The following is a 22,420-nucleotide window of genomic DNA, read 5'->3' as shown; positions in this document are numbered from 1 at the left end:
CGGTGGGATACAACATCAGCCAAAGCTCGGAAGAAGCAGGACCTCTCGGCACCTCGGTGCTGATCACGGTCACCGGTCACGACAAGCCAGGCGTCACGTCGGTACTGTTCGGAGCCCTGTCCACCCGCAACGTCAGCGTGCTGGACGTGGAGCAGGTGGTCATCCGCGGTCGCCTCACCCTCGGTGTGCTGGTGAGCTGCATCGGCGACAGCGAAGAGTTGCAAGAGGTCATCGAGCAGGCCATGGATTCCCTCGGAATCGATGTCACGGTCGAGGTGGGAGCAGTCAACGGCGACCGCAGGCTGTCCACCCACGCTGTGGTGATCCTCGGCAGCCCGGTCAGCGCCAAGGGGTTCAGCGCACTGGCGGGTGAACTCGCCCGCCAGGGTGGCAACATCGACTCCATTCGTGGAATCGCGGACTATCCGGTCACCGGACTCGAACTACTCATCAGCGTCGACAAGGACAGCGTCGCCGCCGATGCCGCACTGCGTCAGGGACTTGCCGCCGTGGCCAGCAAGTACGGCATCGATGTGGCCGTCGAGCGCGGCGGTCTGGCCCGGCGGGCCAAGCGCCTCATCGTGTTCGACGTCGACTCCACCCTGATCCAGGGCGAGGTCATCGAAATGCTCGCGGCCCGGGCAGGCCGCGAACAAGAGGTCGCCGCAGTCACAGAGGCTGCCATGCGAGGCGAACTCGACTTCGCGGAGTCTCTCCACCAGCGTGTGGCCGCACTTGCCGGCCTCGACGTATCGGTGCTCGACGAAGTGGCTATGGAACTGCAGCTCACGCCCGGTGCCCGGACGACCATCCGCACCCTCCACCGCATGGGTTACCACTGCGGCGTGGTGTCGGGTGGCTTCCGGCAGGTCATCGAACCGCTGGCGCATGAACTCGAGCTCGACTTCGTGAAGGCGAACACGCTGGAGATCTCCGAGGGCAAGCTCACCGGCCGGGTGAAAGGCGAAATCGTCGACCGGGCCGGGAAGGCGAAGGCCTTGCGTGCGTTTGCCGACAGCGTCGGTGTGCCGATGGAGCAGACCATCGCGGTCGGTGACGGGGCCAACGACATCGACATGCTGACAGTCGCCGGCCTCGGAATCGCCTTCAACGCCAAACCGGCGTTGCAGGAAGTCGCCGACGCCGCGCTGTCGCACCCGTTCCTGGACGCCGTCCTCTTCATCCTCGGTGTCACACGCGACGAGATCGAGGCCGCGGACGCCGTCGACGGTGTGTTGCGCCGGGTGCCGCTGAACTGATGGTCGCGCCCGACGCCGACAACACTTTTGTGCAGCGGTACCGGCGCCTGACCGAGTACGTCGGTGGCGGTTCGGATCCGGTGGATCCGGGCCAGGTGCTGGCGATGCCGATGGTGCTGCACATCCCCAAGACCGATCCTCCGCCCAGGACCGAGCTGCTCAACGCTGCGGCTTCAGCGGTCGCGGCATTGTGCCTCGATCCGCGCTCGGGCGGCGACGGCCCGTGGTCGGAACCGATGGACGCGTGGTGCGACGCGCGGATCCGTAAGATCGCGCGCCGCGCACGTGGATCGCATTGGAGTGCGGCACAAGAAGTCCCGGGGGTCACCGCACGATGCGGTTCGGCCGAGGCCCGGGCCATCGTCCCCGGACCGGTCGGCGACATCGATCGGCGGATCGGACGCCTCCAGATCGGGGGCACCGACGTGCCCGGCGACGATGCCGACGTGGGCACCGGGCCGGTGTTGTGGGTCAATCCGACTCTCGAGATGACGGTCGGGAAGCTGGCCGCGCAGGTCGGGCACGCTGCGATGCTGGTCGTCCGGTTGATGTCCTCGGAGGACGCCGAGCGATGGTGGTCCGATGGATGTCCAGTACGGGTACGCACCGCGTCGCCGACCGACTGGACCAGGTTGATCGACGCCGACCTCACCGGCCATGCGGTTGCTGTGCGCGATGCCGGCTTCACCGAGATCGCGCCGGGCTCGGTGACCGTGATCGCCGAAATAGGGCAGGACGGCCTGGGCTCTGCCGATTAGTCTGGCGCCATGACCGAGCTCCCCGACTGGGCCGCCCAACTGCAACTGGAACCGCATCCTGAAGGCGGGTTCTACCGGCAGACCTGGGTGAGCGACCTGACTATCCCGAAAGATGCTCTGCCGCAGGGGTATCCGGCTGAGCGAGCGGCCGGGACGGCAATCTTGTTCCTGCTGTTGCCGGGACAACAATCCGCGTGGCATACCGTGCGCAGCGCTGAGATCTGGCTGTATCACCGCGGGGCTCCGGTGGCCCTCGGTCTCGGTGGTGACGGACCTGAGCCTGCCGGTGAACGAACCGTGCTGGTCGGCGCCGACATCACCGCCGGTCATCGCCCGCAGTACATCGTCGCGCCTGGCGAATGGCAGCGCGCGCAGCCGCAGGGAGACGAACCGTCGCTGGTCAGTTGTATTGTCGTGCCCGGCTTCGACTTTGCCGACTTCACCATGCACTGACCTCGGGGACCACAAACCCGGTCGGCAATGTACCGGACGTATTCGGCCCGCCTGCGTCGTCTTCGTGTCCCGGTGCGGCACGATAGGGGGGTGCGTGAAACGGATCCGGACCTGCTGATCGACTTCGAGGATGTCGCCCTGCGACGCTCCGGCAACACCTTGGTGGGGCCGATCACCTGGAAGGTGGAACTGGACGAACGGTGGGTGATCCTCGGTCCCAACGGGGCCGGGAAGACCTCGCTGATGCGCATGGCCGCCGCGCAGACCCATCCGAGCAGTGGAAGCGCTTTCTTGCTGGGTGAGCAGGTCGGTCGTACCGAGATGAGAGAGCTCACCACTCGTATCGGCGTCACGTCAGCGTTGCTCGGCGAACGCATCCCCGATGACGAAAAGGTGAGTGACCTCGTCATCTCCGCCGGCTACTCGGTGCTCGGCCGATGGAAAGAGGAGTACGACCAGGTCGACCGCGAACAGGCCCTGGAAACCCTCGAATCGATGGGTGCCGAACACCTCGCCGACCGCACCTTCGGCACGTTGTCCGAGGGCGAGCGCAAACGGGTTCTGGTCGCGCGTGCCCTGATGATCAATCCCGAGCTGCTCCTTCTCGATGAACCGGCCGCAGGGCTCGACCTGGGCGGGCGCGAAGAACTGGTCGCGAGACTCGAGGTCCTCGCCTCCGACCCCGACGCCCCGGCGATCGTTCTGGTGACACATCATGTGGAAGAGATCCCGAACGGGTTCACACACGCGATGCTCCTGAAGGAGGGTGCGGTGGTCGCCCAAGGCCTGATCGAGGATGTGGTCACGTCGGAGAACCTGTCGAGCGCCTTCAGCCAGTCGATCGTGCTGACCAACACCGGCGGTCGTTTCTTCGCTCGGCGGGCACGTCGCGCGGGCGGGCATCGGCGGCGTGCCGAATGACGTTCGGGCAGGTCTCCGATCCCGAGTCCGTCCCTCTGCGCGATGCGGCAACGGTGGTTCTCGTCCGCGGCGGAGCGGATGGGCGGCCCATCGAGGTCTTCCTGATGCGGCGGGTCAAGCAGATGGCGTTTGCCGGGGGGATGACCGTGTTCCCGGGTGGCGGCGTCGACCGCCGCGACGCCGAGGCTGATCTCGCATGGATCGGGCCCGACGAGCACTGGTGGGCGGAGCGCTTCAACACCGATGCCGCGACAGCACAGGCCCTGGTGTGCGCGGCCGTTCGTGAGCTGTTCGAGGAATGCGGTGTGCTGCTTGCCGCACGCCCGGATGGCACGTTCCCCGACACCTCTGCCCTCACCGCCGAGAGGGCAGCTCTCGTCGACAAATCGTTGTCGTTCGCCCAGTTCCTCCGTGAGCACGACCTGTCGTTGCGCGCGGACCTGTTGCGTCCGCTCGCGCACTGGATCACGCCGATCGGGGAGATCCGTCGCTACGACACCAGGTTCTTCCTCGCTGCTCTGCCCAAAGGCCAACAGGCAGACGGCGAGACCACCGAGGCCGCGGAGACAGCGTGGGCGACGCCACGTGCGGCGCTCGAGGCCTGGGACGACGGGAAACACTTCCTGTTGCCGCCCACCTGGACTCAACTCAAGGAGATCAGCTCCTACGGCAGTCTTGCCGACCTGCTCGCGGCCGAACGCGAGATCGAGACGATCCTCCCCGAGGTCGTGTCGACCGGCGAGCGGATGCGTGTCCGGTTCGACGGGGAATCCGACTACCGCCGCTATCGGACGGACCTGGCCTGAGGGGTCACTCGGGCTCAGGCGGCGGTGTGGCACCCTCACGCTCGTCGCGGTCGGCCCATTCGAGGAGTGTGTCCAGCCGGTAGGCGTGGTCGTCGATCGCCGAATGCAGGTCACCGAGTTCGGCGAACCGGGCCGGAACCGTCGCGATCGTGAACTCCTTCGGTTCCACATCGTCGATCTCGTCCCAGCGGATCGGGGTGGACACCGTTCCCTCCGGGTTGCCCCGAACCGAGTAGGCGCTCGCGATCGTGTGGTCGCGGGTGTTCTGGTTGTAGTCGACGAACACGGCGGCGGGGTCGCGGTCCTTGCGCCACCAGGTGGTGGTCACGTCGTCAGGGGCGCGGCGTTCCACCTCCCGGGCAAAGGCATGAGCCGCGCGGCGGACGTCGGCGAAACCCCACTCGGGCTCGATCCGAACGTAGATGTGTAGGCCCGAGCCGCCGGATGTCTTCGGATAGCCGGTTATGCCCAACTCATCGAGTACCTCATGGGCGACGTGTGCACTGCGGCGCACCCGGTCGAACGGGCAGTCGGGCATCGGGTCGAGGTCGATGCGCCATTCGTCAGGCTTCTCGGTGTCGTAACGACGCGAGTTCCACGGGTGGAACTCGACGGTCGACATCTGGACCGCCCAGATGACACTGCCCAATTCGGTGACGCAGACCTCGTCGGCCGTCCGGCCGAATCGGGGGAAGTAAATGTTCACCGTCTCGAGCCAGGGAGGTGCTCCGGACGGGATGCGCTTCTGATGCACCTTCTGTCCGGCAACGCCCTTGGGATACCGGTGCAACATGCATGGCCTGTCGAGCAGGGCGCGGACGATTCCGTCACCGACGGCGAGGTAGTAGTTGACCAGATCCAGCTTGGTTTCGCCCCGGGCAGGGAAGTACACCCGTTCAGGACTCGATACGCGCACGACGCGGTCGCCCACGGAGATCTCGATCGGCTCGCCGTGCGAGCTAGCTGCCATCCCCCGACAGTAGGGGATGGACCGGACACCCGGTAGCCTCCGATACATGCCTGAGTTCGTCACATTGCAGACGTCCGACGAGTTCCCCGGGGTCGGCACGATTCTTCTCAACCGCCCTCCGATGAATGCTCTGAGCCGGCAGGTGCAGAGTGAATTGGCCGACGCCGCCCGCGACGCCACCCGCCGTGACGACATCAAATCGGTTGTTGTCTATGGCGGACCGAAAGTGCTTGCCGCAGGGGCCGACATCAAAGAGATGAACGACATGACCTACGCCGAGATGCGTAAGGTTGCCGGCCAGTTGCAGGACGGTCTGAGTTCCATCGCCGCCATCCCCAAGCCCACCGTTGCGGCCATCACGGGGTACGCCCTCGGAGGCGGGCTGGAAGTTGCGCTCGGTGCCGATCGCCGGATCGCCGGCGACAATGCGAAGCTCGGCGTTCCCGAGATCCTTCTGGGCGTCATCCCGGGTGGTGGGGGCACGCAGCGCTTGGCACGGCTGATCGGGCCGGCCAAGGCCAAGGACATGGTGTTCACGGGCCGATTCGTCGGCGCCGCCGAGGCCCTGCAGATCGGGCTCGTCGACGAGGTCGTCGCTCCGGACGAGGTCTACAACGCGGCGCTTCGGTGGGCGTCGAAGTTTTCGGGCGCGGCCAGCGTGGCGCTTGCCGCAGCCAAGGCGGCCATCGACCAGGGTCTCGACGTCGACCTGCGCACCGGCCTCAAGATCGAGGAGCATCTCTTCGCTGCGTTGTTCTCCACCGACGACCGAGCGATCGGCATGGCGTCGTTTGTCGAGAACGGCCCGGGCAAAGCAGAGTTCACGGGCAAATGAGTATCGATCCGAAAGCAGTTGTGGAACCAATGACTTCGCCTACCAGTGATCCCGCTCCCAACCCGCATGCCACCGCGGACGAGGTCCAGGCCGCACTCGCAGACACCAAGCTCGCGCAGGTTCTCTACCACGACTGGGAAGCCGAGACCTACGACGACAAGTGGTCGATCAGCTACGACGAGCGCTGCATCGACTACGCCAGGGGTCGCTTCGACGCCGTTGCGGCCGACGAACCGTTGCCGTATGGGCACGCGCTCGAATTGGGTTGTGGTACGGGATTTTTCCTGCTCAATCTCATGCAGGGTGGGATCGCGACCAAAGGTTCGGTCACCGATCTGTCGCCGGGCATGGTGAAGGTGGCGTTGCGCAACGCGGCGAACCTGGGCCTCGACGTCGATGGCCGGGTGGCCGACGCGGAAACGATTCCCTACGACGACAACACCTTCGACCTCGTGGTGGGTCATGCGGTGCTCCATCACATCCCCGACGTCGAGAAGTCGCTGCGCGAGGTGCTGCGAGTACTCAAACCCGGGGGGCGGTTCATCTTCGCCGGCGAACCGTCGACCATCGGTGACTTCTACGCACGGTGGCTCTCGCGTGCCACGTGGGCAGCGACGACGAAGGTCACCAAACTGGGGCCGCTGCAAGGCTGGCGCCGACCGCAGGCCGAACTCGACGAGTCGTCGCGCGCTGCGGCGCTCGAGGCGGTCGTCGACATCCACACCTTTGATCCCAGCGACCTGGAGCGGATGTCCACATCTGCCGGAGCTGTGAACGTGAAGACCGCAACCGAAGAGTTTGCCGCCGCCATGCTGGGCTGGCCGGTTCGGACCTTCGAGGCCGCCGTTCCGCCGGAGAAGCTCGGCTGGGGCTGGGCGCGGTTCGCGTTCGGCGGCTGGAAGCGGCTCACCTGGGTGGACGAGAACATCTTGCGAAAAGTGGTGCCGCCGAAGTTCTTCTACAACGTGATCATCACAGGCACCAAGCCGGAGTAGTTTCGGGCTCGCCTGTGTCGGCAAAGGATGCAGGCGCTCACGGCGACAGCTCGGTCCGTGTCGTCGATCAGCAGGTGGCCACGATCTGGGCCATGGCTTCCTTCTCGGCCTCCGTGACCCACAGGTCGTAGCGCGCCTTGACGTCCATCTGCCGGGACACGTAGGTGCAACGGTAGGACTTGTTGGGTGGAAGCCAGGTGGCCGCATCGCCTGCGCCCTTGCTCTGGTTGGTCGGCCCGTCGGTGGCCTGCAGATTGGCCGGGTCGTTCGCGAAGTCGGTCCGCTTGGCGCGGTCCCATTGCGCTGCTCCTTTCTGCCAGGCGTCGGACAACGCTACGACGTGGTCGATTTGTACTGCGGGAGAGGTCTTCTCGCCTCGGACGAAGTCGATGCGACGGCCGGTGTAGGGGTCGTCCAGGACGCCGGTGAGGATGACACATTCGCGTGTACCGGGCTTCACCGTGACAACCGTCAGGTCGCGACGCAGGATGTCGTTGCGGGTGTCGCATCCGTTGTGGCCCTGCGCGACATTCACGTCGTCGGTCCAGGCCTGCCCGAATTGCTCGCGGCTGTAACCGGTATTGGGCGCTCGGCCCTTGACCGTCAGCGAGTCGAGCTGAGCAAGCGCGGGGCTCTGGGCCGTCGGCGCGTCGGGCTGGGCAGGACGGGCCGCGGTCTGACTCCCGGGTGGGACGGGCGCGTCCTCGATCTGGCAGGAGGCGACTGCCAGCACACTCAGCAAGGTGAGCGCCAGGTGGCGGCCCTGTTCGGGTCGGTTCACGTTCTCCTCGGTTTCGGCACGGATACTGTTATACCCGTGGGCTACGACTTCTCGACCGACGATGTGGCGTTCCTCCGTTCCGAAACCGGACGCGAGGCACTGCGGTTGGCCGATTCGCTTGCTCTGCAGCCGGATTCATTGATGACCGACATCGGGCGCCTGACCGCTGCCTATCCCGGGCGGCAGGCGGCGCTGGTGGAGACGGTCTCCTGCCGCCGTCGGGCAGCCGGGAAACTGCGTGACCCGCATCGCTGGCTGCTGACCTCCGACGCCCTGCAACAGGCCACCGCCTACCCCGTCGCCGATCACCGGGCAGCTGAACTCGCCGCCCGATATCCCGGTGCCACCGTCCACGACGTCACCTGTTCGGTAGGTGCCGATCTCGCGTCGCTGACGCACGCCGACGGGTTGGGCGGCGTGATCGGCAGCGACATCGACCAGATCAGGTTGGCGATGGCGGCGCACAACGTGCCCCAGGCTGCGCTGGCCCGCGCCGATGCACTCACGCCGACGAGTGCTGCCGACGTCTATGTCGCCGACCCCGCACGCCGCAGTGGGGGCCGCCGGAGCTTCCGGATCGAGGACACCGCGCCGCCGCTCCTGGAACTGCTGACCGTCTACGCAGGCCGTTCACTGGTGGTCAAGTGCGCCCCCGGGCTCGACTACCGACTCTTGCGCGATCGTTACGGATTCGCAGGCGAAGTGCAGATCATCTCGCTGAACGGCGCGGTGCGCGAAGCGTGCCTGTGGAACGACCCTCGCCCTGGCGTCAAGCGCCGGGCAACCGTGATCCGCACCGACGGCTCAGGTTTCGAGATCACCGACGCTGCCGACGACGATGCAGGCGTCGATGACGCAGGGGAGTGGATCTTGGATCCGGACGGCGCCGTCGTCCGGGCCGGTCTGGTCCGCCACTTCGCAAAAGCCCACCGGCTGTGGCAACTCGACCCCCAGATCGCCTATCTCAGCGGCGATCACCTGCCGACGGGTGAACGCGGATGGCGGGTCATGGAACAGTTCAACTTCTCGGAGAAACACCTCAAGCGACGCCTGGGCGAGTTGGGTTGTGGCACCCTCGAAATCCTGGTCCGCGGTGTCGACATCGATCCCGACAGGCTGCGTAAGAGACTGAAGCTCAAGGGTTCTGCGGCCCACGCTGTGGTGATCACCAGGATCGGGCGGCGCGGGGTGATGTTCATCTGCGAAGAGGGGGTGCGGCAACGCTGATGACCACCGCGATGTGTGCGGTCTATTTGTCCTTCGGTGCGTCGTAGAAGTAGACCTCACCGAGGTTGGTCGCAGTCGCGACCTGGCCGGTGTTGGACACGGCCACACCCGTGGTGAAACCGACCGACCCGGGGATCACAAACTTCCGCACCGTGGCACCGTCGGCGGAATCGACCTCCATCAATGTCAGTTCGTCCGCGTTGTTCTCGCGCACGACCGTCCATGCGGTCCCGGAGGTGGTGAGTGCCGACAGCCCCACCGATTGCACATCGGTGCGTTGCCACACTCGTTCGGCCTTGTCGCCCAGATCTCGGTAGGCGCGCACCGGTGCGTTGAGCAGTCCGGTCGGGATGATCAGGCCGTCGGGTGAGACGGTCATCGTCCCGAAACCGTAGTTGTCCACGAAGTAGTCCCATTTGGGCGTGCCGGTGAGGGCGTCGAGAGCGTAGATGCTGCCGAGGCGGTTGAACACGTACAGCGTGCGACCGTCGGCCGACAAGGTGGGCGTTCCGATGACGCCGCCGGGGATCTCCGCTTTCCACGATTCGCGAATCGAGCGGGTGCCGTTCTCCTCGGAGTAGTCGTAGCCGCGGACCCCGGATGCGATGACACCTTCGGGCCAGTAGTTCAGATAGAAGCGCTCGCGATCGGAATCGACTGCGGGAGGCGCTTGGACGGGGCACCGGGGACCACCCGAGACGCAGTCGCCGAGGCCGTAGAGCGGCTGTGCCGGATCGGCATCAGGACGCAACGCAATACCCGGCGCGGCAAGTTTGCCGGTCTGCGAGTCGAACAGCAGGATCTGGCCGAGATGGCTCACCATCAGCACCAGCCCCGGCGCCGCGAACTTTGCCGAGAGCGGCACGCCGACGACGCCGAAACGCCACCGGAAATCACCTGCTCCGTTGAGCCCGTAGAACATGCCGGCGTCACCGATGTAGATGTTCTCGTACTGATCGAAGAGCATCGAATTGAGTTCGATGCCCGGTCCGTAGTACTTGCAGAAGTTCTTCCGTCCGGCTCGCTGATCGAAGAGGAATGTGTTGCAGCCCCCGGGGGTGGCGGCCGTGACGCCTACGTTGGATCGGCCGGAGATCGTCAGGGGCGAGGAGATGGGCCCACCGACCGGCCGCGACCACGAGAGTTCCAGTTCGCCGGTCTTGGGGTACGCGAAGTTCGAGTTGTGGGCGTTACCCCCATAGCTGGACCAGCCTGCGCTGGCCACCGAACGCACGTCGTCGACACCGTCAGAGCACGAACTGAGCAGAACGGCCAGCAACATCACCAGGGCCGCGGCGGCTCGTGCGGTGGTCCGGCGCCCCATCGTGCTCCTCTTCGTTGCTTCGGCAGATCGGGCCTGAGCCTATCGCGAGTGACCCGCAGGATCGGGTATCGGCGTCCATTAGTGTTCGTATCCATGACGAGCATGTGGAACGCACCGCTGCATCGCCGGTGGCGTGCTGGAATGCGGCGGGAACCGGAGCAGGCCCGTTTCCTCACCCGGGAATCGCTGCGGTGGGTGCTGGAACATCGGGCGTACACACCCTGGTACCTGGTGCGGTATGTGCGGCTCCTCCGGTTCAAACTCGCCAACCCACACGTGATCCTGCGCGGGATGGTGTTCCTCGGCAAGAACGTGGAGATCCACGCGACCCCTGAACTTTCCCGGCTCGAGATCGGCCGGTGGGTACACATCGGAGACGGGAACTCGATCAGGTGCCACGAGGGTTCGCTGCGCATCGGCGACAAGGTCGTCTTCGGTGAGAACAACGTCGTCAACACCTACCTGGACATCGAGATCGGCGCATCGACACTGGTGGCGGACTGGTGTTACATCTGCGACTTCGACCACCGGATGGACGACATCACCGTTGCCATCAAAGACCAGGGGATCGTCAAGGGGCCCGTGCGGATCGGCCCGGACACCTGGATCGCCGCCAAGGTGTCGGTGCTCCGCAACACCCTGGTCGGCAGGGGTTGTGTGCTCGGATCTCACGCGGTGGTGAAGGGGACGATCCCGGACTACTCCATCGCGGTCGGTGCGCCGGCGCGAGTGGTGAAGAACCGCATGGACGACTGGGCGAGCAATGCTGCCGAGCGAGCCGAACTGGAGCGTGCTCTCGCCGACATCGAACGCAAGAAGGCTGCCGCCCAAGGGGATTGAGCCCAGGGGATTTCAGAACAGGCGTTTCAAGCCAGGGGGATCGAACCGGCCCGCCGGATGGCCCTCACCTGGACGGATCAGATCGGCCCAGCCGGGTCCCGCTCCGGCAATGGCCTGTCGACGATGGTCGGCCGCCCCAGTGGGCGCCGTGGGCGCCGTGTGGCCTTCTCGTAGACAGCCGCCGTGCGCGCCGCCACCTGGTCCCAGGCGAATCCCTGTGACACCCGGACGCGCGCGGCGATGGCGCGCTGTTGAGCGGCCAAGGGGTCGGCGAGAGCGGCGCGGATCGCAGCCGTGAGGCCACCGACGTCGGCCGGGGCGAAACTGAGCCCGGTGACCCGGTCGGTGACGGCCTCGCCGAGACCGCCGGCGGTCGAAGTGACCAGCGGGGCGCCGGTGGCTGCCGCCTCCAGGGCGACGATCCCGAACGGTTCGTATCTGCTGGGAAGCACCATCACGTCGCAGTCCTTCATCAGTTCGGCCAGTCCCGCCTTGTCGACGGCACCGACGAAACGGACCGCCCGCGACACCTTGTGGTCGCGGGCGACCTCCCGCAGCCACGACAACTGCGTGCCGTCACCGGCGACCGTCAGCACCGCTCCCCGGTGGGTGCGCCGAATGCGTGCGAGGGCCGCGATGGCGTCCTGGACACCTTTCTCGTATTCCAGTCGCCCCGCGAACAACAGGCGCGGGGGGCCGTCGTGCGCGACGCGGCGCGCGAATGGCCACGCATCGATGTCGATGCCGTTGTGGATGGTGTGGATCTCGGCCAGTTCGGGGCCGAACAACCGATGCACCTCGTCCCGCATCGACGCCGAACATGTGATCACGGCGTCGGACTCGGCTGCCAGCCACCACTCCACCGAGTGGACCTGCTTGTTCACCCGTCCGCTGACCCATCCGCTGTGCCGGCCCGCCTCGGTGGCGTGGAAGGTACTCACCAACGGCACGTCGAAGTGTTCGGCCAGAGCTATTGCCGGATGAGCGACGAGCCAGTCGTGGGCGTGCACGACGTCGGGTACCCACGTGCCCTCGCCGTCAACGCCTTTCGGATGCCCGAGCCCGAGACCGGCGCGGATGAGCGTGTGGCCGAGCGCCAGGACCCACGCCATCATGTCCTCACCGAACACAAAATGCGGGGGATCTTCGGCCGCAGCGATCAAGCGAACCCCGTCGCACACCGTGTCGGTACCCGGGTGTGTGAGTCCGTCGCTGCCCGTGGGTTGTCTCGACAACACCACCACGTCGTGTCCCGCTCGGGCGAGCTCGGTTGCCAGGTGGTGGACGTGCCTGCCGAGGCCGCCGACCACCACCGGGGGATACTCCCAGGAGACGACCAGGATCCTCATGTGATCGCGTCGGACGGCAATCGGCGGGAGTCGAGTCCGGGGAATACGTTGTCGGCGAGATTCCAACGCGCCGAGAGGGTTTCGGCCCACTGCTCGCGACCCCGGTCGGCGGCGTCGCAGATCTCCCTGGCAGCGTGCGCGTGGGTGTACAGGCGCCGGCGCGCATAGTCGGCTGCGGTGTTCTTCGACACCATGAAGGGCCAGTCGGACGACAGCATCATCAGCGTCTCGCGCAGGATCTGATCATTGACCCGGTCACGTCCGGGGCCTTGATCGTCCAGGCGTTTGTCGACGGTGGCCAGGGCTGCGGTGACGACCTCGGCGTTGATCCGGACCAGATCGTCGACCTGCGGCCCGTTCCACACCCGCCAGTCTTTGCCTGAGCCCCAAGAGGTCTCGGGAAGGTCGACCGGATCGCCGACGAAGCCCCCGACTTTGGCGCTCTGCAGGCTGCCCACACGGACGCCGGCGCGAGGGAGTGCACGCAACACTGCATCGAGCCACTGGGGGCCTTCATGCCACCAGTGGCCGAACAGCTCGGTGTCGAAGGCGGCGACAACCAGTGCCGGCCTTCCGATCCGATCGGTCTCGGCGATCAACCGGGCTCGGACGTTGGTGACGAAGTCGTCGACGTGACGCTGCACAACTGCGTGGGTGCGCTCCGGTTCGTACGGCTTCTTGTCGCCGGCGGCGACGGAGCGGCCGGTCACCCGCGAGGCCTTCAGCCCGAATCGGTGGTCGTAACTGTGGAAGTCGCGGTAGGCGCTGTGCCCGGGATATCCCGATCGCGGTGACCACACCCGGTACGACACCGGCAGATCCCGGCCGAACGCGATCACATCGCTCCCGCTGACCGGGCGTCCGAGTGCCGTATCCCCGTGCAGCGCAGGGCCGTCGACCATGAAGTGCTCGACGCCGGCTTCGTCGTAATCCTCTTCCATGCCGGGTGCGTAAGCGCACTCAGGTGCCCAGATCCCACGCGGACGTACGCCGAAGCGTTGGCCCGCATCTGCCAGTCCCTCCCGGAGGGAGAACGCCCGGAGGCGCGGATCGAGCAGGGGGCCGAAGTGATGTGCCAGCGGGCCGCCGAGCAACTCGACGGTTCCCGCGTCCACCAACGACCGGATGAGCGGGGAACCGCCGTGGCGCCAATGGCTTTCGAAGTCGTCGAGAGCTTCTGCCGCACTGCGGTATTCGCGCGCGCCGAGGTTGTTGATGTCGGAGGACCGGCCGTCGGGGCTGTCGGCGACTGCGGCCTCACCCGCCCGCAGCTGCCAATCCGCGAGCCATTGATACATCGAATCCAGGCAGTGCGGATCATCGAGCTGCGCCGCCAGCACCGGCGTCATCCCGAGACTCAGTTGGTCTGTGTATCCATCTGCTGCGAGTCCTCGCAGGACTGCGAACACGCGTTGATAGGAGCCGCCCACGATTGGTACAGCCACTCCTCGCCGACGGGCCATCGGCCGTGATTGGCGAGCCACGGGAGATGCGAGTGCAGGACCAGGGCGAACATACCGGGGACGGCATCCGCGACCCCGTCGTCGCGAAGACCCGCTTCGGTCACGGCTTCACCGCGACGAACAGCAGGTCGAGGCTGCTGTCGAGATCAGTGTCGGAGATGTCGAAGTCGGCGGTGCTCACCCCCGCCACGTCTGCGGTCAAGTCGCTGGGCCAGGCCTGACCGGACAGTGCCCGGTCGATCTGGGCGTCGATGAACGAGCCACCCCATCTGGTGTCGAGTTCGCGGAGTCCCCGGCCATGACGGACGCCCAATTGCTCGGTGACGGAGAAGCCCGCTGCCGAGAGCAGTTCGTGGAGTTCGGCGGGATCGAGTTCCCGGGTGTGGAACGGGTTGAGTGGGGTGTCGCGGCCGGGGGAGAAGGTGATCCGGTTCGGCGTGGACATGAGCAACTCACCACCGGGTCGGAGCACCCTCAGGCACTCGGCCACGAACGCGGGCTGATCCCATAGGTGTTCGATCACCTGGAAGTTGACGACGCTGTCCATCGAGGCGTCGGCAAGGGGTAGGTCGATCAGGTTCGCCTGGTGGATGGTGAGGTGCGGGTAGCGCGCCCGGGTGTGCTCGACGGCGGACTGGTCGTAGTCGACGCACGTCACCGACCGGGCGACGGCGGAGAGCAGGTCGGCGCCATAACCTTCGCCTGATCCGGCTTCCAAGACATCGCGTCCGCGACAACGGTCGGCGATGTACTCATAGGCGACCTCGTGGCGGCGGAACCAATAGTTCTCCTCGGGAATTCCGGGAACTGTCCGCTCCCCGGTGAGCGATAAACCCTGCTCGGGGGCTGTTGCGCCGTCCTCGGCGCCGATCGGGGCAGGCGATCCGACGGCGTTGTTGGATCCATGCGTGGGGCTGACCATCCAGCAGAGCCTAGTGGGCCGTGTGTGGAGCCGGAGGCGGACCTCGCGGTGACCCTCGCGATGCGGGGTTCGGCAAGGCAGTGTGACCGACTTCATTCCCCTGCAATCGGGTGTTCGACCTGCCGGAAGTGCGCGCTAAGGTGGTAAAGAAACAGGAGTACTTACCGACGGGTAAGTTGTCCAGAACCCTACGCAGGAGGTCGACGAAGACCCATGACAAACATTGTCGTTCTGATCAAGCAGGTCCCTGACACCTACTCCGAGCGCAAGCTCAGCGACGGTGATTACACCCTCGATCGCGAAGCCGCCGACGCCGTACTCGACGAGATCAACGAGAAGGCCGTCGAAGAGGCTCTGAAGATCAAAGAAGCGGACGGCGGTGAAGTCACCGTGCTGACGGTCGGACCGGATCGCGCGACCGACGCCATCCGTAAGGCACTGTCGATGGGAGCCGACAAGGCCATCCACGTCAAGGACGACCAGATGCACGGCAGCGACGCCATCCAGACCGCATGGGTCATCGCCCGTGCGCTGGGCACCGTCGAGGGCGTCGAACTCGTCATCGCAGGCAACGAGGCCACCGACGGTCGCGTCGGCGCTGTGCCGGCCATCATCGCCGAGTACCTCGAGCTCCCGCACCTGACCCACATGCGCAAGCTCACCATCGAGGGCGACAAGATCACCGGCGAGCGTGAGACGGACGAGGGCATCTTCCATCTCGAGTCAACCCTGCCTGCCATCGTCAGCGTCGGAGAGAAGATCAACGAGCCTCGCTTCCCGTCCTTCAAGGGCATCATGGCGGCGAAAAAGAAAGAGGTTCAGGTTCTTTCGCTTGCCGACATCGGCGTCGAAGCCGAAGAGGTCGGACTGGCGAATGCCGGATCGACGGTCACCAGCGCGACCCCCAAGCCGCCGAAGAGCGCGGGCGAAAAGGTCGTCGATGAGGGTGACGGCGGCACGAAGGTCGCCGAGTTCCTGGTCGGTCAGAAGATCATCTGATCCCCGCCGATCACATCCCCCGACATCGACCACACCGCAAGGAGTTAACAAATGGCTGAAGTACTCGTCCTCGCCGAGTTGGACGCGGAAGGTGCCCTGAAGAAGGTCACTTCCGAACTCATCACCGCTGCCCGCGCACTGGGCACCCCGTCTGTTGTCGTCGCGGCCAAGCCCGGAACAACCGACGCCATCGCCGACGAGCTCAAGGAGTTCGGCGCCGAGAAGATCTACGTCGCCGAGTCCGACGACGTCGACGGCTACCTGATCACGCCGAAGGTCGACATCCTCGGCACCTTGGTGGAGCAGGTTTCCCCGGCCGGTGTCCTCGTCACCGCCAACTTCGACGGCAAAGAGATCGCCGGCCGCCTTGCCGCACGGCTCGGTTCAGGCGTTCACGCCGACGTGGTCGAGGTCAAAGAAGGCGGAGTGGGCGTCTACTCCATCTTCGGCGGCGCCTTCTCCGCCGAGGCACAGGCCGGCGGCGACGTCCCGGTGTACTCGGTGCGTCCTGGCGCGGTCGAGGCTGCCCCACAGGCCGGCGCAGGCGAGCGCGTCGACGTCGAGGTGCCCGAGGTTCCCGAGAACGCGGTCAAGATCACCAAGGTCGAGCCGAACGTCGGCGGTGACCGTCCGGAACTGACCGAGGCCACCATCGTCGTGTCCGGTGGACGCGGCGTCGGCAGTGCCGAGAAGTTCTCTGTCGTCGAGGAACTCGCCGATTCGCTCGGTGCCGCTGTCGGTGCCTCGCGTGCGGCTGTCGACTCCGGTTACTACCCCGGCCAGTTCCAGGTCGGCCAGACCGGTAAGACTGTGTCGCCGCAACTGTATGTCGCTCTGGGTATTTCAGGCGCGATCCAGCACCGTGCGGGTATGCAGACCTCCAAGACCATCGTGGCGGTCAACAAGGACGAAGAGGCTCCCATCTTCGAGATCGCCGACTACGGCATCGTCGGTGACCTCTTCAACGTGGCGCCGCAGCTCACCGAAGCGGTCAAGAAGCGCAAGTAACACCGCTCGCAGCTGAACCACAGATGACCCCCTGGCACCCTGCCCGGGGGTCATCTGCTGTTCATGCACGTTGCACCGACACGACACGCCGCCGATTCCGACCGGTCCGACGCGCTCGATACACCTGTGCCCATGAGGACACCCGCAGTCATCAGCACGACCGCACTCGTCTCCGGGCGCGACTACAGCCTGTATCTGAGTACCGACCCTTCCGACATCGACGTCATCGCGCGTCTGCGTTACCAGGTCTTCGCGAACGAGCCGGGTTTCGGCGGCGCAATGGCCGGAGTCACCGACGGGCGGGATTGCGACCCCTTCGACGAGTTCTGTGACCACCTCATGGTGCGACACAACATGACCGGCGCCGTGGTCGGCTGTTATCGCCTCCTGCCGCCGCCGGGTGCCATCGCCGCCAGAGGCCCTTACACGGCTACGGAATTCGACGTCCACGAATTGGATTCGATTGCGCCGCAAACTGTCGAGATGGGCCGGGCGTGTGTTGCCCTCGAACACCGGTCCGGATCTGTCCTGGCTCTCATGTGGGCGGGCATCTTGAGGTATCTGGATCTCAGTGGCTACCGGTACCTGATGGGCGCGACCTCGGTGCCGATCTGCAAGGACAGCGACCGCGACCGGCCCGGCGCACAGGTCCGCGGTATCCGGGACTTCGTACGCGACCGGCACCGTGGTCCGTGGGAGGTGTACCCGCACAGGCCGGTGGTGCTCGACGGCCTGCGGCTCGACGACATCGCACCGCCCGACCGCTTGGCATTCCCACCCCTGCTCAGTGGATACCTGAGGATGGGGGCCTGGGTGTGCGGAGAACCGGCCTACGACCCCGATTTCGGGGTGGCCGACTTCTTCACGGTGATCGATCGCGAACGCGCGAACACCAGGTACCTGGACCGGCTCCGCCAGGCCGCCGAGCGGGTACCCGGATGACAGACGACCCGATGGTGACGAACGCGCCCGCTCGGCACAGCTGGTTTCCGGCGAGTGCCTGTGATAGCAGCTGCCTGTCCACCTCGAGCTGCGAAGCGGGGCGGGTACGCAGGAGCTGGCGCGTCGTCGCACTGATGACCACCGTGGCGGTCGCGGTCACCCTCGGGGTCCTGGTGCCTCTGCTGCCACGGTCGGCGCGTGCCGGGTACGTGCGGTGGATGGCTGTCCTGTTGCTGGCTTCGATCGGCATCCGGGTACGCGTCCGGCACAGCGAATTGTCTTTGGGAGGTCCGCGAGCCGCAGGCGCAGGCCTGATCGTCGCCAACCACATCTCGTTCCTGGACATCCTCGCGATCGCGACCGTCAGCCCTGCCCGCTTCGTGGCCAAAGCAGAACTGACCCGATGGCCGGTGATCGGAACGCTCACCCGTCGCCTGGGTGTGATCCCGATCCGCCGCGAGTCGTTGCGCGACCTCCCGTCTGTCATCTCGGACGCCGTCGACGGACTCCGAGCGGGAGACAGCGTCGGGTTGTTCCCCGAGGGGACGACGCGATGCGGTCGCGGCGGTGGTCGTTTCCGTCCTGCGATCTTCCAGGCCGCGGTCGAAACGGGGGTTCCGGTCCAGCCTCTGGTGGTGAGTTTTCACACACCGGACGGCGCGATCAGCCCTGTCGCGGCCTTCATCGGGACCGACAACATCGCCGACACGATGGGTCGGATCCTGCGGGCCAAAGGTCTGACCGTGCACGTCCGCCTCTGCGAAACCCAATGGCCGGGATCGGACCGACGTGAGCTCGCCGACCGCTGCGAGCGGATCGTGTTCGGAGAACCGTCGCTGATCGGCCTCTCGTCGGGCATCCCCGCCGCGATGGTGAGCTGACCACTGGACGGTCCCGGTGGCGGGGCGCTGTCCAGACGCCGGTGGAATAGAACCGGCTCTGCGAGCGGTTATCCTGGATTGGTTATGTACTCCTCCGACCGGGCCCCGATCTACCTCGATCACGCAGCGGCAACCTCGATGGTGCCTGCAGCAGTCGTGGCGATGAGTCAGATCCTGGGCACTGCGGGCAACGCTTCGTCGCTGCACGCGTCGGGGCGGCGCGCCCGCCGGCACCTGGAGGAATCGAGAGAATCTATCGCGGCCTCGCTGGGTGCACGCCCGTCTGAGGTGATTTTCACCGGGGGCGGAACCGAAAGCGACAATCTCGCGGTCAAAGGCATCTTCTGGGCGCGGAACAAGTCGGGTTCTCCGGCCGCCGCCCGCCGCCGCATCATTGCGTCATCCATCGAACACCACGCCGTTCTCGACCCGGTGCTCTGGCTTGCCGACACCGAGGGAGCCGAGGTCACCTGGCTGCCCGTCGATCATCAGGGTCTTGTCGACCCCGCAGATCTGCGGGCGGCGCTCACCGCGCATGCAGAGGACACAGCACTGGTCAGTGTGATGTGGGCGAACAACGAGGTCGGCACCATCGAGCCGATTGCGGAGCTTGCCGCGATCTGCCGGGAGTACGGCGTTCCCATGCACTCCGATGCCGTGCAGGCGGCCGGACACCTTCCGCTCGACTTCGCCGCCAGCGGCCTCTCGGCGATGAGCATCGCCGGACACAAGTTCGGTGGGCCCCACGGGATCGGCGCGCTGTTGCTCGGCCGCGATGTGGACTGCGTGCCGCTGCTCCACGGTGGTGGGCACGAACGGGACGTTCGCTCGGGTACCCCCGACGTCGCGGCTGCGGTGGGAATGGCTGTAGCACTTGAACATTCGGTGCAAGAGCTGTCGGTCACCGTCCCGGCAGTGACGAACCTGCGTGACCAGCTGTTCGCGGTGCTGACCGAGAACACCGACGACTGTGTGGTCAACGGACCCACCGGCTCGGCACGGCTGCCGGGCAACGTGCACGTGTCGTTTCCGGGCTGCGAAGGTGATTCGCTGTTGATGTTGCTCGACGCCAACGGCATCGAGTGCTCCACCGGGTCGGCCTGCACCGCAGGCGTGGCCCAGGCGTCTCATGTGTTGACCGCGATGGGCGTATCCACTGCGCGGGCCCGCAGTTCGCTGCGGTTCTCACTGGCGTCCTCGACAACCCGCGATGACATCGACGCCGTAGGCGCCGTCATCGGTGAAGTGGTCTCCCGCGCCCGCGCCGCCGGGATGGCCACGGCAATGGCAGGAGAGCGCTGATGCGAGTACTCGCAGCGATGAGTGGCGGTGTCGACTCGGCGGTGGCTGCCGCACGGGCGGTGGCCGCCGGACACGACGTGGTCGGGGTACACCTGGCACTGTCCACTGCGCCCGGCGCACTGCGGACCGGATCCCGGGGTTGCTGTTCGCGCGAGGACGCGTCTGATGCCCGGCGGGCCGCAGATGTTCTCGGAATCCCTTTCTACGTCTGGGATTTCGCCGACCGCTTCAAAGATGACGTCATCGACGAATTCGTTGCGGCGTACGCCGCCGGGCAGACTCCGAATCCCTGCCTGACATGCAACGAGAAGATCAAGTTCTCGGCTTTGGCCGAACGCGCCATCGCCCTGGGCTTCGACGCGGTTGCCACCGGCCACTACGCGCGGCTCGAAGGCGGCCGGTTGCGTCGGGCGGTCGACCACGACAAAGACCAGTCGTACGTGCTCGCCGTGCTGACTCCGGAGCAGCTGTCACGGGCGATGTTCCCGGTGGGCGACACACCCAAGGACCAGATCCGGGAAGAGGCCGCTGCGCGCGGCTTGTCCGTTGCCAACAAGCCCGACTCTCATGACATCTGCTTCATCCCCACCGGTGACACCCGGGCGTTCCTGGGTGCCACGATCGGTGTCCGGCCCGGCAAGGTCGTCGACGCCGACTCCGGTGCCGAACTGGCCCAGCACGAAGGCGTCCACGGGTTCACCATCGGACAGCGCAAGGGGCTCGGTATCGATGCACCGGCTGTCGACGGCAAACCGCGATACGTGACCGAGATCGATCCCGACTCCGGAACCGTGACGGTGGGTTCCTCCGAGCATCTCCAGGTGTGGACGATCATCGCCCGCAAGGCCATCTGGACGTCCGGACACACTCCCACCGAACCGTTCGAGTGCATGGTCCAGGTCCGGGCACACGGCGGATTGGCGCCGGCCGTGGCCGAAGCCATCGAGCTCGAGCCTTCAGACGGTGTCGACGGACAGGGCCCGGGTATCCGCATCACCCTGCGCAGTCCCCTCACCGGGGTGGCCCGCGGGCAGGCGGCGGTGCTGTACCAGCCGGATTCGGTGTCGGGTGACCTGGTCCTCGGCAGCGGACGAATCGCGGTCACCGGCTCGGTCCCGTCGGATCTCGTCAGCAGCGCCACCACGTGACCGTCCTGCCGTCCGGCACCGGAACCGGTGTCGGATCGATGCCGGGTACCGATCCGATCGAATCCGCGGGCATCAGCCTGGGCGAGTGCGAGCTGGCGTTTCTTCCCGAACTGCCGCAGCGCGGGCTCGGGGCCGACACGATCGGGCGGTCGGCTGCCCTGCTGGTGGACATGCCGATGGACACCGTGGCCTCCGGCTACCGCCTGTCGGCACGCAAATCCGGATTGACCCGCCGCGCGCGCGACTTTCTGAACGCCGACCTCGACGCCTTCGAAGAGGCCTGGGAGCGGGCCGGGATGGCCGCGACCGACCGTTTCGTCAAGCTGCAGGCGTGCGGCCCGTTCACATTGGCCGCGTCGGTGGAACTGCGCAACGGTCACAAGATCCTGCACGATGTCGGGGCGTGGTCGGATCTCGTGGATTCGATGGCCGAGGGCCTGCGAGTACATGCCGACGAGGTCCGTCGCCGCACCGGAGCTCAGGTGATCGTCCAGATCGACGAGCCGATGATCGGGCGGGTGATCGAGGGCTCGGTGGAGCCGCTCACCCGTTTCGACATCATCAGGCCCGTACCCGTCGCTGTGCTCGCCGAGAAGTACGACGGCTTCATCGATGTCGTCGGCAGGCCGGTGGTGATGCACGACTGCTCAACGAATATTTCGTGGGAGCTGTTGGAGCGCGCCAAATTCGCCGCGGTCAGTGTGGATCTCGCCCAGATCCGCACGGCGGATCTCGACGGTATCGGTCAGCTGCTCGACGAGGGTCGGGACGTCATCCTGGGCGCCGTGCCGACAGCTGCCCCCGCAACCGAACTCGCCGCAGAACAGGTGGCCGCGTCGTGCGCCGCCCTGACCGACCGAATCGGGCTCTCCAGGAAGGTCCTGGCGGAGCAGGTGGTGATCAGTCCCGCGTGCGGTCTGGCCGGTGCCGATGCCGCCTGGGCGAAGACGGCGCTCTCGCTGTGCACCACAGCGGCGGCCGGTTTGCGCGCCGACCCGACCGCGGTATAGCGACCCGGCCCGGTCGGTCGGGAACATTCATCGCCTGCGCAGCCTCTGATGAGGTATGGACAACTTTGCCTGCCGCGCACGGATTTGCGCGAGACCGACGCGGGTTCGGACCGCGATGCAGGGCCGCACCTTCATCTGGCCGCTCCCGTGCCATGGCCGTGACGATGCGGGCCCCCAGCCCACCGAGGACGGTGATGAGTTCGGCCACGGCGCAGCAACCGAGCGAT

20 protein-coding genes and 2 pseudogenes are annotated in these 22,420 nt (G+C 66.2%); 16 read left to right on the top strand and 6 right to left on the bottom strand.

The window, feature by feature from the left end; all coding sequences use genetic code 11:
* The first annotated feature begins 2 nt into the window (after window positions 1-2).
* From serB to MVA47_RS20690, 5 genes are all read left to right on the top strand, one after another.
* On the top strand, window positions 3-1,259 hold the full coding sequence (serB, locus tag MVA47_RS20710) for a phosphoserine phosphatase SerB (protein WP_247209702.1): 1,257 nt from the start codon (window positions 3-5) through the stop codon (window positions 1,257-1,259).
* Window positions 1,259-2,017 (top strand): aminoacyl-tRNA hydrolase, encoded by a 759-nt coding sequence (locus MVA47_RS20705; protein WP_247209701.1) that lies wholly within the window; start codon window positions 1,259-1,261, stop codon window positions 2,015-2,017. Before serB ends, MVA47_RS20705 begins: the two co-directional genes overlap by 1 nt.
* A 9-nt stretch (window positions 2,018-2,026) precedes the next feature.
* Window positions 2,027-2,470: a cupin domain-containing protein gene (locus tag MVA47_RS20700; RefSeq protein ID WP_247209699.1), complete on the top strand. Its 444-nt coding sequence runs from the start codon at window positions 2,027-2,029 to the stop codon at window positions 2,468-2,470.
* A gap of 90 nt (window positions 2,471-2,560) precedes the next feature.
* Window positions 2,561-3,391, top strand: a complete 831-nt coding sequence (locus MVA47_RS20695) for an ABC transporter ATP-binding protein (RefSeq protein ID WP_247209697.1) — start codon at window positions 2,561-2,563, stop codon at window positions 3,389-3,391.
* A complete protein-coding gene (locus MVA47_RS20690; protein ID WP_247209695.1) occupies window positions 3,388-4,197 on the top strand; it encodes an NUDIX domain-containing protein in 810 nt (269 codons plus the stop codon). The genes MVA47_RS20695 and MVA47_RS20690 overlap by 4 nt, the downstream gene beginning before the upstream one ends.
* Before the next feature lie 4 nt (window positions 4,198-4,201).
* Here the strand turns inward: MVA47_RS20690 and ligD are convergent, their stop codons facing one another.
* Window positions 4,202-5,167 carry a non-homologous end-joining DNA ligase gene (ligD, locus tag MVA47_RS20685; RefSeq protein ID WP_247209693.1) on the bottom strand — a complete coding sequence of 322 codons (966 nt, stop codon included), beginning with the start codon at window positions 5,165-5,167 and terminating at the stop codon, window positions 4,202-4,204.
* Window positions 5,168-5,213: 46 nt separating this feature from the next.
* On the opposite strand from ligD, the gene MVA47_RS20680 reads away from it, so the two are divergent.
* Window positions 5,214-6,002 carry an enoyl-CoA hydratase/isomerase family protein gene (locus MVA47_RS20680; RefSeq protein ID WP_247209691.1) on the top strand — a complete coding sequence of 263 codons (789 nt, stop codon included), beginning with the start codon at window positions 5,214-5,216 and terminating at the stop codon, window positions 6,000-6,002.
* A 29-nt stretch (window positions 6,003-6,031) separates the two neighbouring features.
* Window positions 6,032-6,997, top strand: coding sequence for a class I SAM-dependent methyltransferase (locus MVA47_RS20675; protein ID WP_247209689.1), 966 nt, complete (start codon window positions 6,032-6,034; stop codon window positions 6,995-6,997).
* A 70-nt stretch (window positions 6,998-7,067) separates the two neighbouring features.
* Here MVA47_RS20675 and MVA47_RS20670 read toward each other — a convergent pair.
* Window positions 7,068-7,751 (bottom strand): annotated as a pseudogene (locus MVA47_RS20670) (HNH endonuclease family protein); the annotation flags it as partial.
* Between the two features lie 63 nt (window positions 7,752-7,814).
* Between MVA47_RS20670 and MVA47_RS20665 the strand changes: the two are divergent.
* The gene (locus MVA47_RS20665) at window positions 7,815-9,005 is read left to right on the top strand and encodes a class I SAM-dependent methyltransferase (protein ID WP_247209687.1); all 1,191 of its coding nucleotides are present in this window, start codon (window positions 7,815-7,817) and stop codon (window positions 9,003-9,005) included.
* Window positions 9,006-9,027: 22 nt separating this feature from the next.
* Here the strand turns inward: MVA47_RS20665 and MVA47_RS20660 are convergent, their stop codons facing one another.
* A complete protein-coding gene (locus MVA47_RS20660; protein ID WP_247209686.1) occupies window positions 9,028-10,329 on the bottom strand; it encodes a PQQ-binding-like beta-propeller repeat protein in 1,302 nt (433 codons plus the stop codon).
* Window positions 10,330-10,422: 93 nt separating this feature from the next.
* Between MVA47_RS20660 and MVA47_RS20655 the strand changes: the two genes are divergently transcribed.
* Window positions 10,423-11,169 (top strand): acyltransferase, encoded by a 747-nt coding sequence (locus MVA47_RS20655; protein WP_023963874.1) that lies wholly within the window; start codon window positions 10,423-10,425, stop codon window positions 11,167-11,169.
* 77 nt (window positions 11,170-11,246) lie between these two features.
* On the opposite strand, the gene MVA47_RS20650 is transcribed toward MVA47_RS20655, so the two are convergent.
* The 3 genes and pseudogenes from MVA47_RS20650 to MVA47_RS20640 form a co-directional block, all read right to left on the bottom strand.
* The gene (locus tag MVA47_RS20650; protein ID WP_247209684.1) at window positions 11,247-12,518 is read right to left on the bottom strand and encodes a glycosyltransferase family 4 protein; all 1,272 of its coding nucleotides are present in this window, start codon (window positions 12,516-12,518) and stop codon (window positions 11,247-11,249) included.
* Window positions 12,515-14,034 (bottom strand): annotated as a pseudogene (locus MVA47_RS20645) (1,4-alpha-glucan branching protein domain-containing protein). Before MVA47_RS20645 ends, MVA47_RS20650 begins: the two are co-directional and overlap by 4 nt.
* Before the next feature lie 47 nt (window positions 14,035-14,081).
* Window positions 14,082-14,903 carry a bifunctional 2-polyprenyl-6-hydroxyphenol methylase/3-demethylubiquinol 3-O-methyltransferase UbiG gene (locus tag MVA47_RS20640; protein WP_247209683.1) on the bottom strand — a complete coding sequence of 274 codons (822 nt, stop codon included), beginning with the start codon at window positions 14,901-14,903 and terminating at the stop codon, window positions 14,082-14,084.
* A gap of 213 nt (window positions 14,904-15,116) precedes the next feature.
* On the opposite strand from MVA47_RS20640, the gene MVA47_RS20635 reads away from it, so the two are divergent.
* The 7 genes from MVA47_RS20635 to MVA47_RS20605 all read left to right on the top strand — a co-directional run bounded on the left by MVA47_RS20635 (window position 15,117) and on the right by MVA47_RS20605 (window position 22,193).
* The gene (locus tag MVA47_RS20635) at window positions 15,117-15,902 is read left to right on the top strand and encodes an electron transfer flavoprotein subunit beta/FixA family protein (protein WP_023963866.1); all 786 of its coding nucleotides are present in this window, start codon (window positions 15,117-15,119) and stop codon (window positions 15,900-15,902) included.
* Window positions 15,903-15,953: 51 nt separating this feature from the next.
* Entirely contained in the window at window positions 15,954-16,910 is a 957-nt protein-coding gene (locus MVA47_RS20630) for an electron transfer flavoprotein subunit alpha/FixB family protein (protein WP_062801131.1), read from the top strand.
* Window positions 16,911-17,042: 132 nt separating this feature from the next.
* Window positions 17,043-17,852, top strand: coding sequence for a GNAT family N-acetyltransferase (locus MVA47_RS20625; RefSeq protein WP_247209682.1), 810 nt, complete (start codon window positions 17,043-17,045; stop codon window positions 17,850-17,852).
* Between the two features lie 134 nt (window positions 17,853-17,986).
* On the top strand, window positions 17,987-18,733 hold the full coding sequence (locus MVA47_RS20620; protein WP_247209681.1) for a 1-acyl-sn-glycerol-3-phosphate acyltransferase: 747 nt from the start codon (window positions 17,987-17,989) through the stop codon (window positions 18,731-18,733).
* Between the two features lie 84 nt (window positions 18,734-18,817).
* Window positions 18,818-20,035: a cysteine desulfurase family protein gene (locus MVA47_RS20615; protein ID WP_247209679.1), complete on the top strand. Its 1,218-nt coding sequence runs from the start codon at window positions 18,818-18,820 to the stop codon at window positions 20,033-20,035.
* Entirely contained in the window at window positions 20,035-21,183 is a 1,149-nt protein-coding gene (mnmA, locus tag MVA47_RS20610; RefSeq protein WP_247209678.1) for a tRNA 2-thiouridine(34) synthase MnmA, read from the top strand. Before MVA47_RS20615 ends, mnmA begins: the two co-directional genes overlap by 1 nt.
* A complete protein-coding gene (locus MVA47_RS20605; RefSeq protein WP_247209676.1) occupies window positions 21,180-22,193 on the top strand; it encodes a vitamin-B12 independent methionine synthase in 1,014 nt (337 codons plus the stop codon). The genes mnmA and MVA47_RS20605 overlap by 4 nt, the downstream gene beginning before the upstream one ends.
* Window positions 22,194-22,420 lie beyond the last annotated feature (227 nt).

Origin of the sequence: Williamsia sp. DF01-3 (assembly GCF_023051145.1) — a bacterium.
Classification (GTDB): Bacteria; Actinomycetota; Actinomycetes; order Mycobacteriales; family Mycobacteriaceae; genus Williamsia.
The sequence above is the reverse complement of the archived record's forward strand: the minus strand, read 5'-3'. Positions and strand labels throughout refer to the sequence as shown.

Coding starts and splice junctions, on each gene's coding strand:
- MVA47_RS20705 (WP_247209701.1), top strand. CDS start 1,259: ATGGTCGCGCCCGACGCCGACAACACTTTTGTGCAGCGGTACCGGCGC.
- MVA47_RS20700 (WP_247209699.1), top strand. CDS start 2,027: ATGACCGAGCTCCCCGACTGGGCCGCCCAACTGCAACTGGAACCGCAT.
- MVA47_RS20690 (WP_247209695.1), top strand. CDS start 3,388: ATGACGTTCGGGCAGGTCTCCGATCCCGAGTCCGTCCCTCTGCGCGAT.
- ligD (WP_247209693.1), bottom strand. CDS start 5,167: ATGGCAGCTAGCTCGCACGGCGAGCCGATCGAGATCTCCGTGGGCGAC.
- MVA47_RS20680 (WP_247209691.1), top strand. CDS start 5,214: ATGCCTGAGTTCGTCACATTGCAGACGTCCGACGAGTTCCCCGGGGTC.
- MVA47_RS20675 (WP_247209689.1), top strand. CDS start 6,032: ATGACTTCGCCTACCAGTGATCCCGCTCCCAACCCGCATGCCACCGCG.
- MVA47_RS20660 (WP_247209686.1), bottom strand. CDS start 10,329: ATGGGGCGCCGGACCACCGCACGAGCCGCCGCGGCCCTGGTGATGTTG.
- MVA47_RS20655 (WP_023963874.1), top strand. CDS start 10,423: ATGACGAGCATGTGGAACGCACCGCTGCATCGCCGGTGGCGTGCTGGA.
- MVA47_RS20650 (WP_247209684.1), bottom strand. CDS start 12,518: ATGAGGATCCTGGTCGTCTCCTGGGAGTATCCCCCGGTGGTGGTCGGC.
- MVA47_RS20640 (WP_247209683.1), bottom strand. CDS start 14,903: ATGGTCAGCCCCACGCATGGATCCAACAACGCCGTCGGATCGCCTGCC.
- MVA47_RS20635 (WP_023963866.1), top strand. CDS start 15,117: ATGACAAACATTGTCGTTCTGATCAAGCAGGTCCCTGACACCTACTCC.
- MVA47_RS20630 (WP_062801131.1), top strand. CDS start 15,954: ATGGCTGAAGTACTCGTCCTCGCCGAGTTGGACGCGGAAGGTGCCCTG.
- MVA47_RS20625 (WP_247209682.1), top strand. CDS start 17,043: ATGAGGACACCCGCAGTCATCAGCACGACCGCACTCGTCTCCGGGCGC.
- MVA47_RS20620 (WP_247209681.1), top strand. CDS start 17,987: ATGACCACCGTGGCGGTCGCGGTCACCCTCGGGGTCCTGGTGCCTCTG.
- MVA47_RS20615 (WP_247209679.1), top strand. CDS start 18,818: ATGTACTCCTCCGACCGGGCCCCGATCTACCTCGATCACGCAGCGGCA.
- mnmA (WP_247209678.1), top strand. CDS start 20,035: ATGCGAGTACTCGCAGCGATGAGTGGCGGTGTCGACTCGGCGGTGGCT.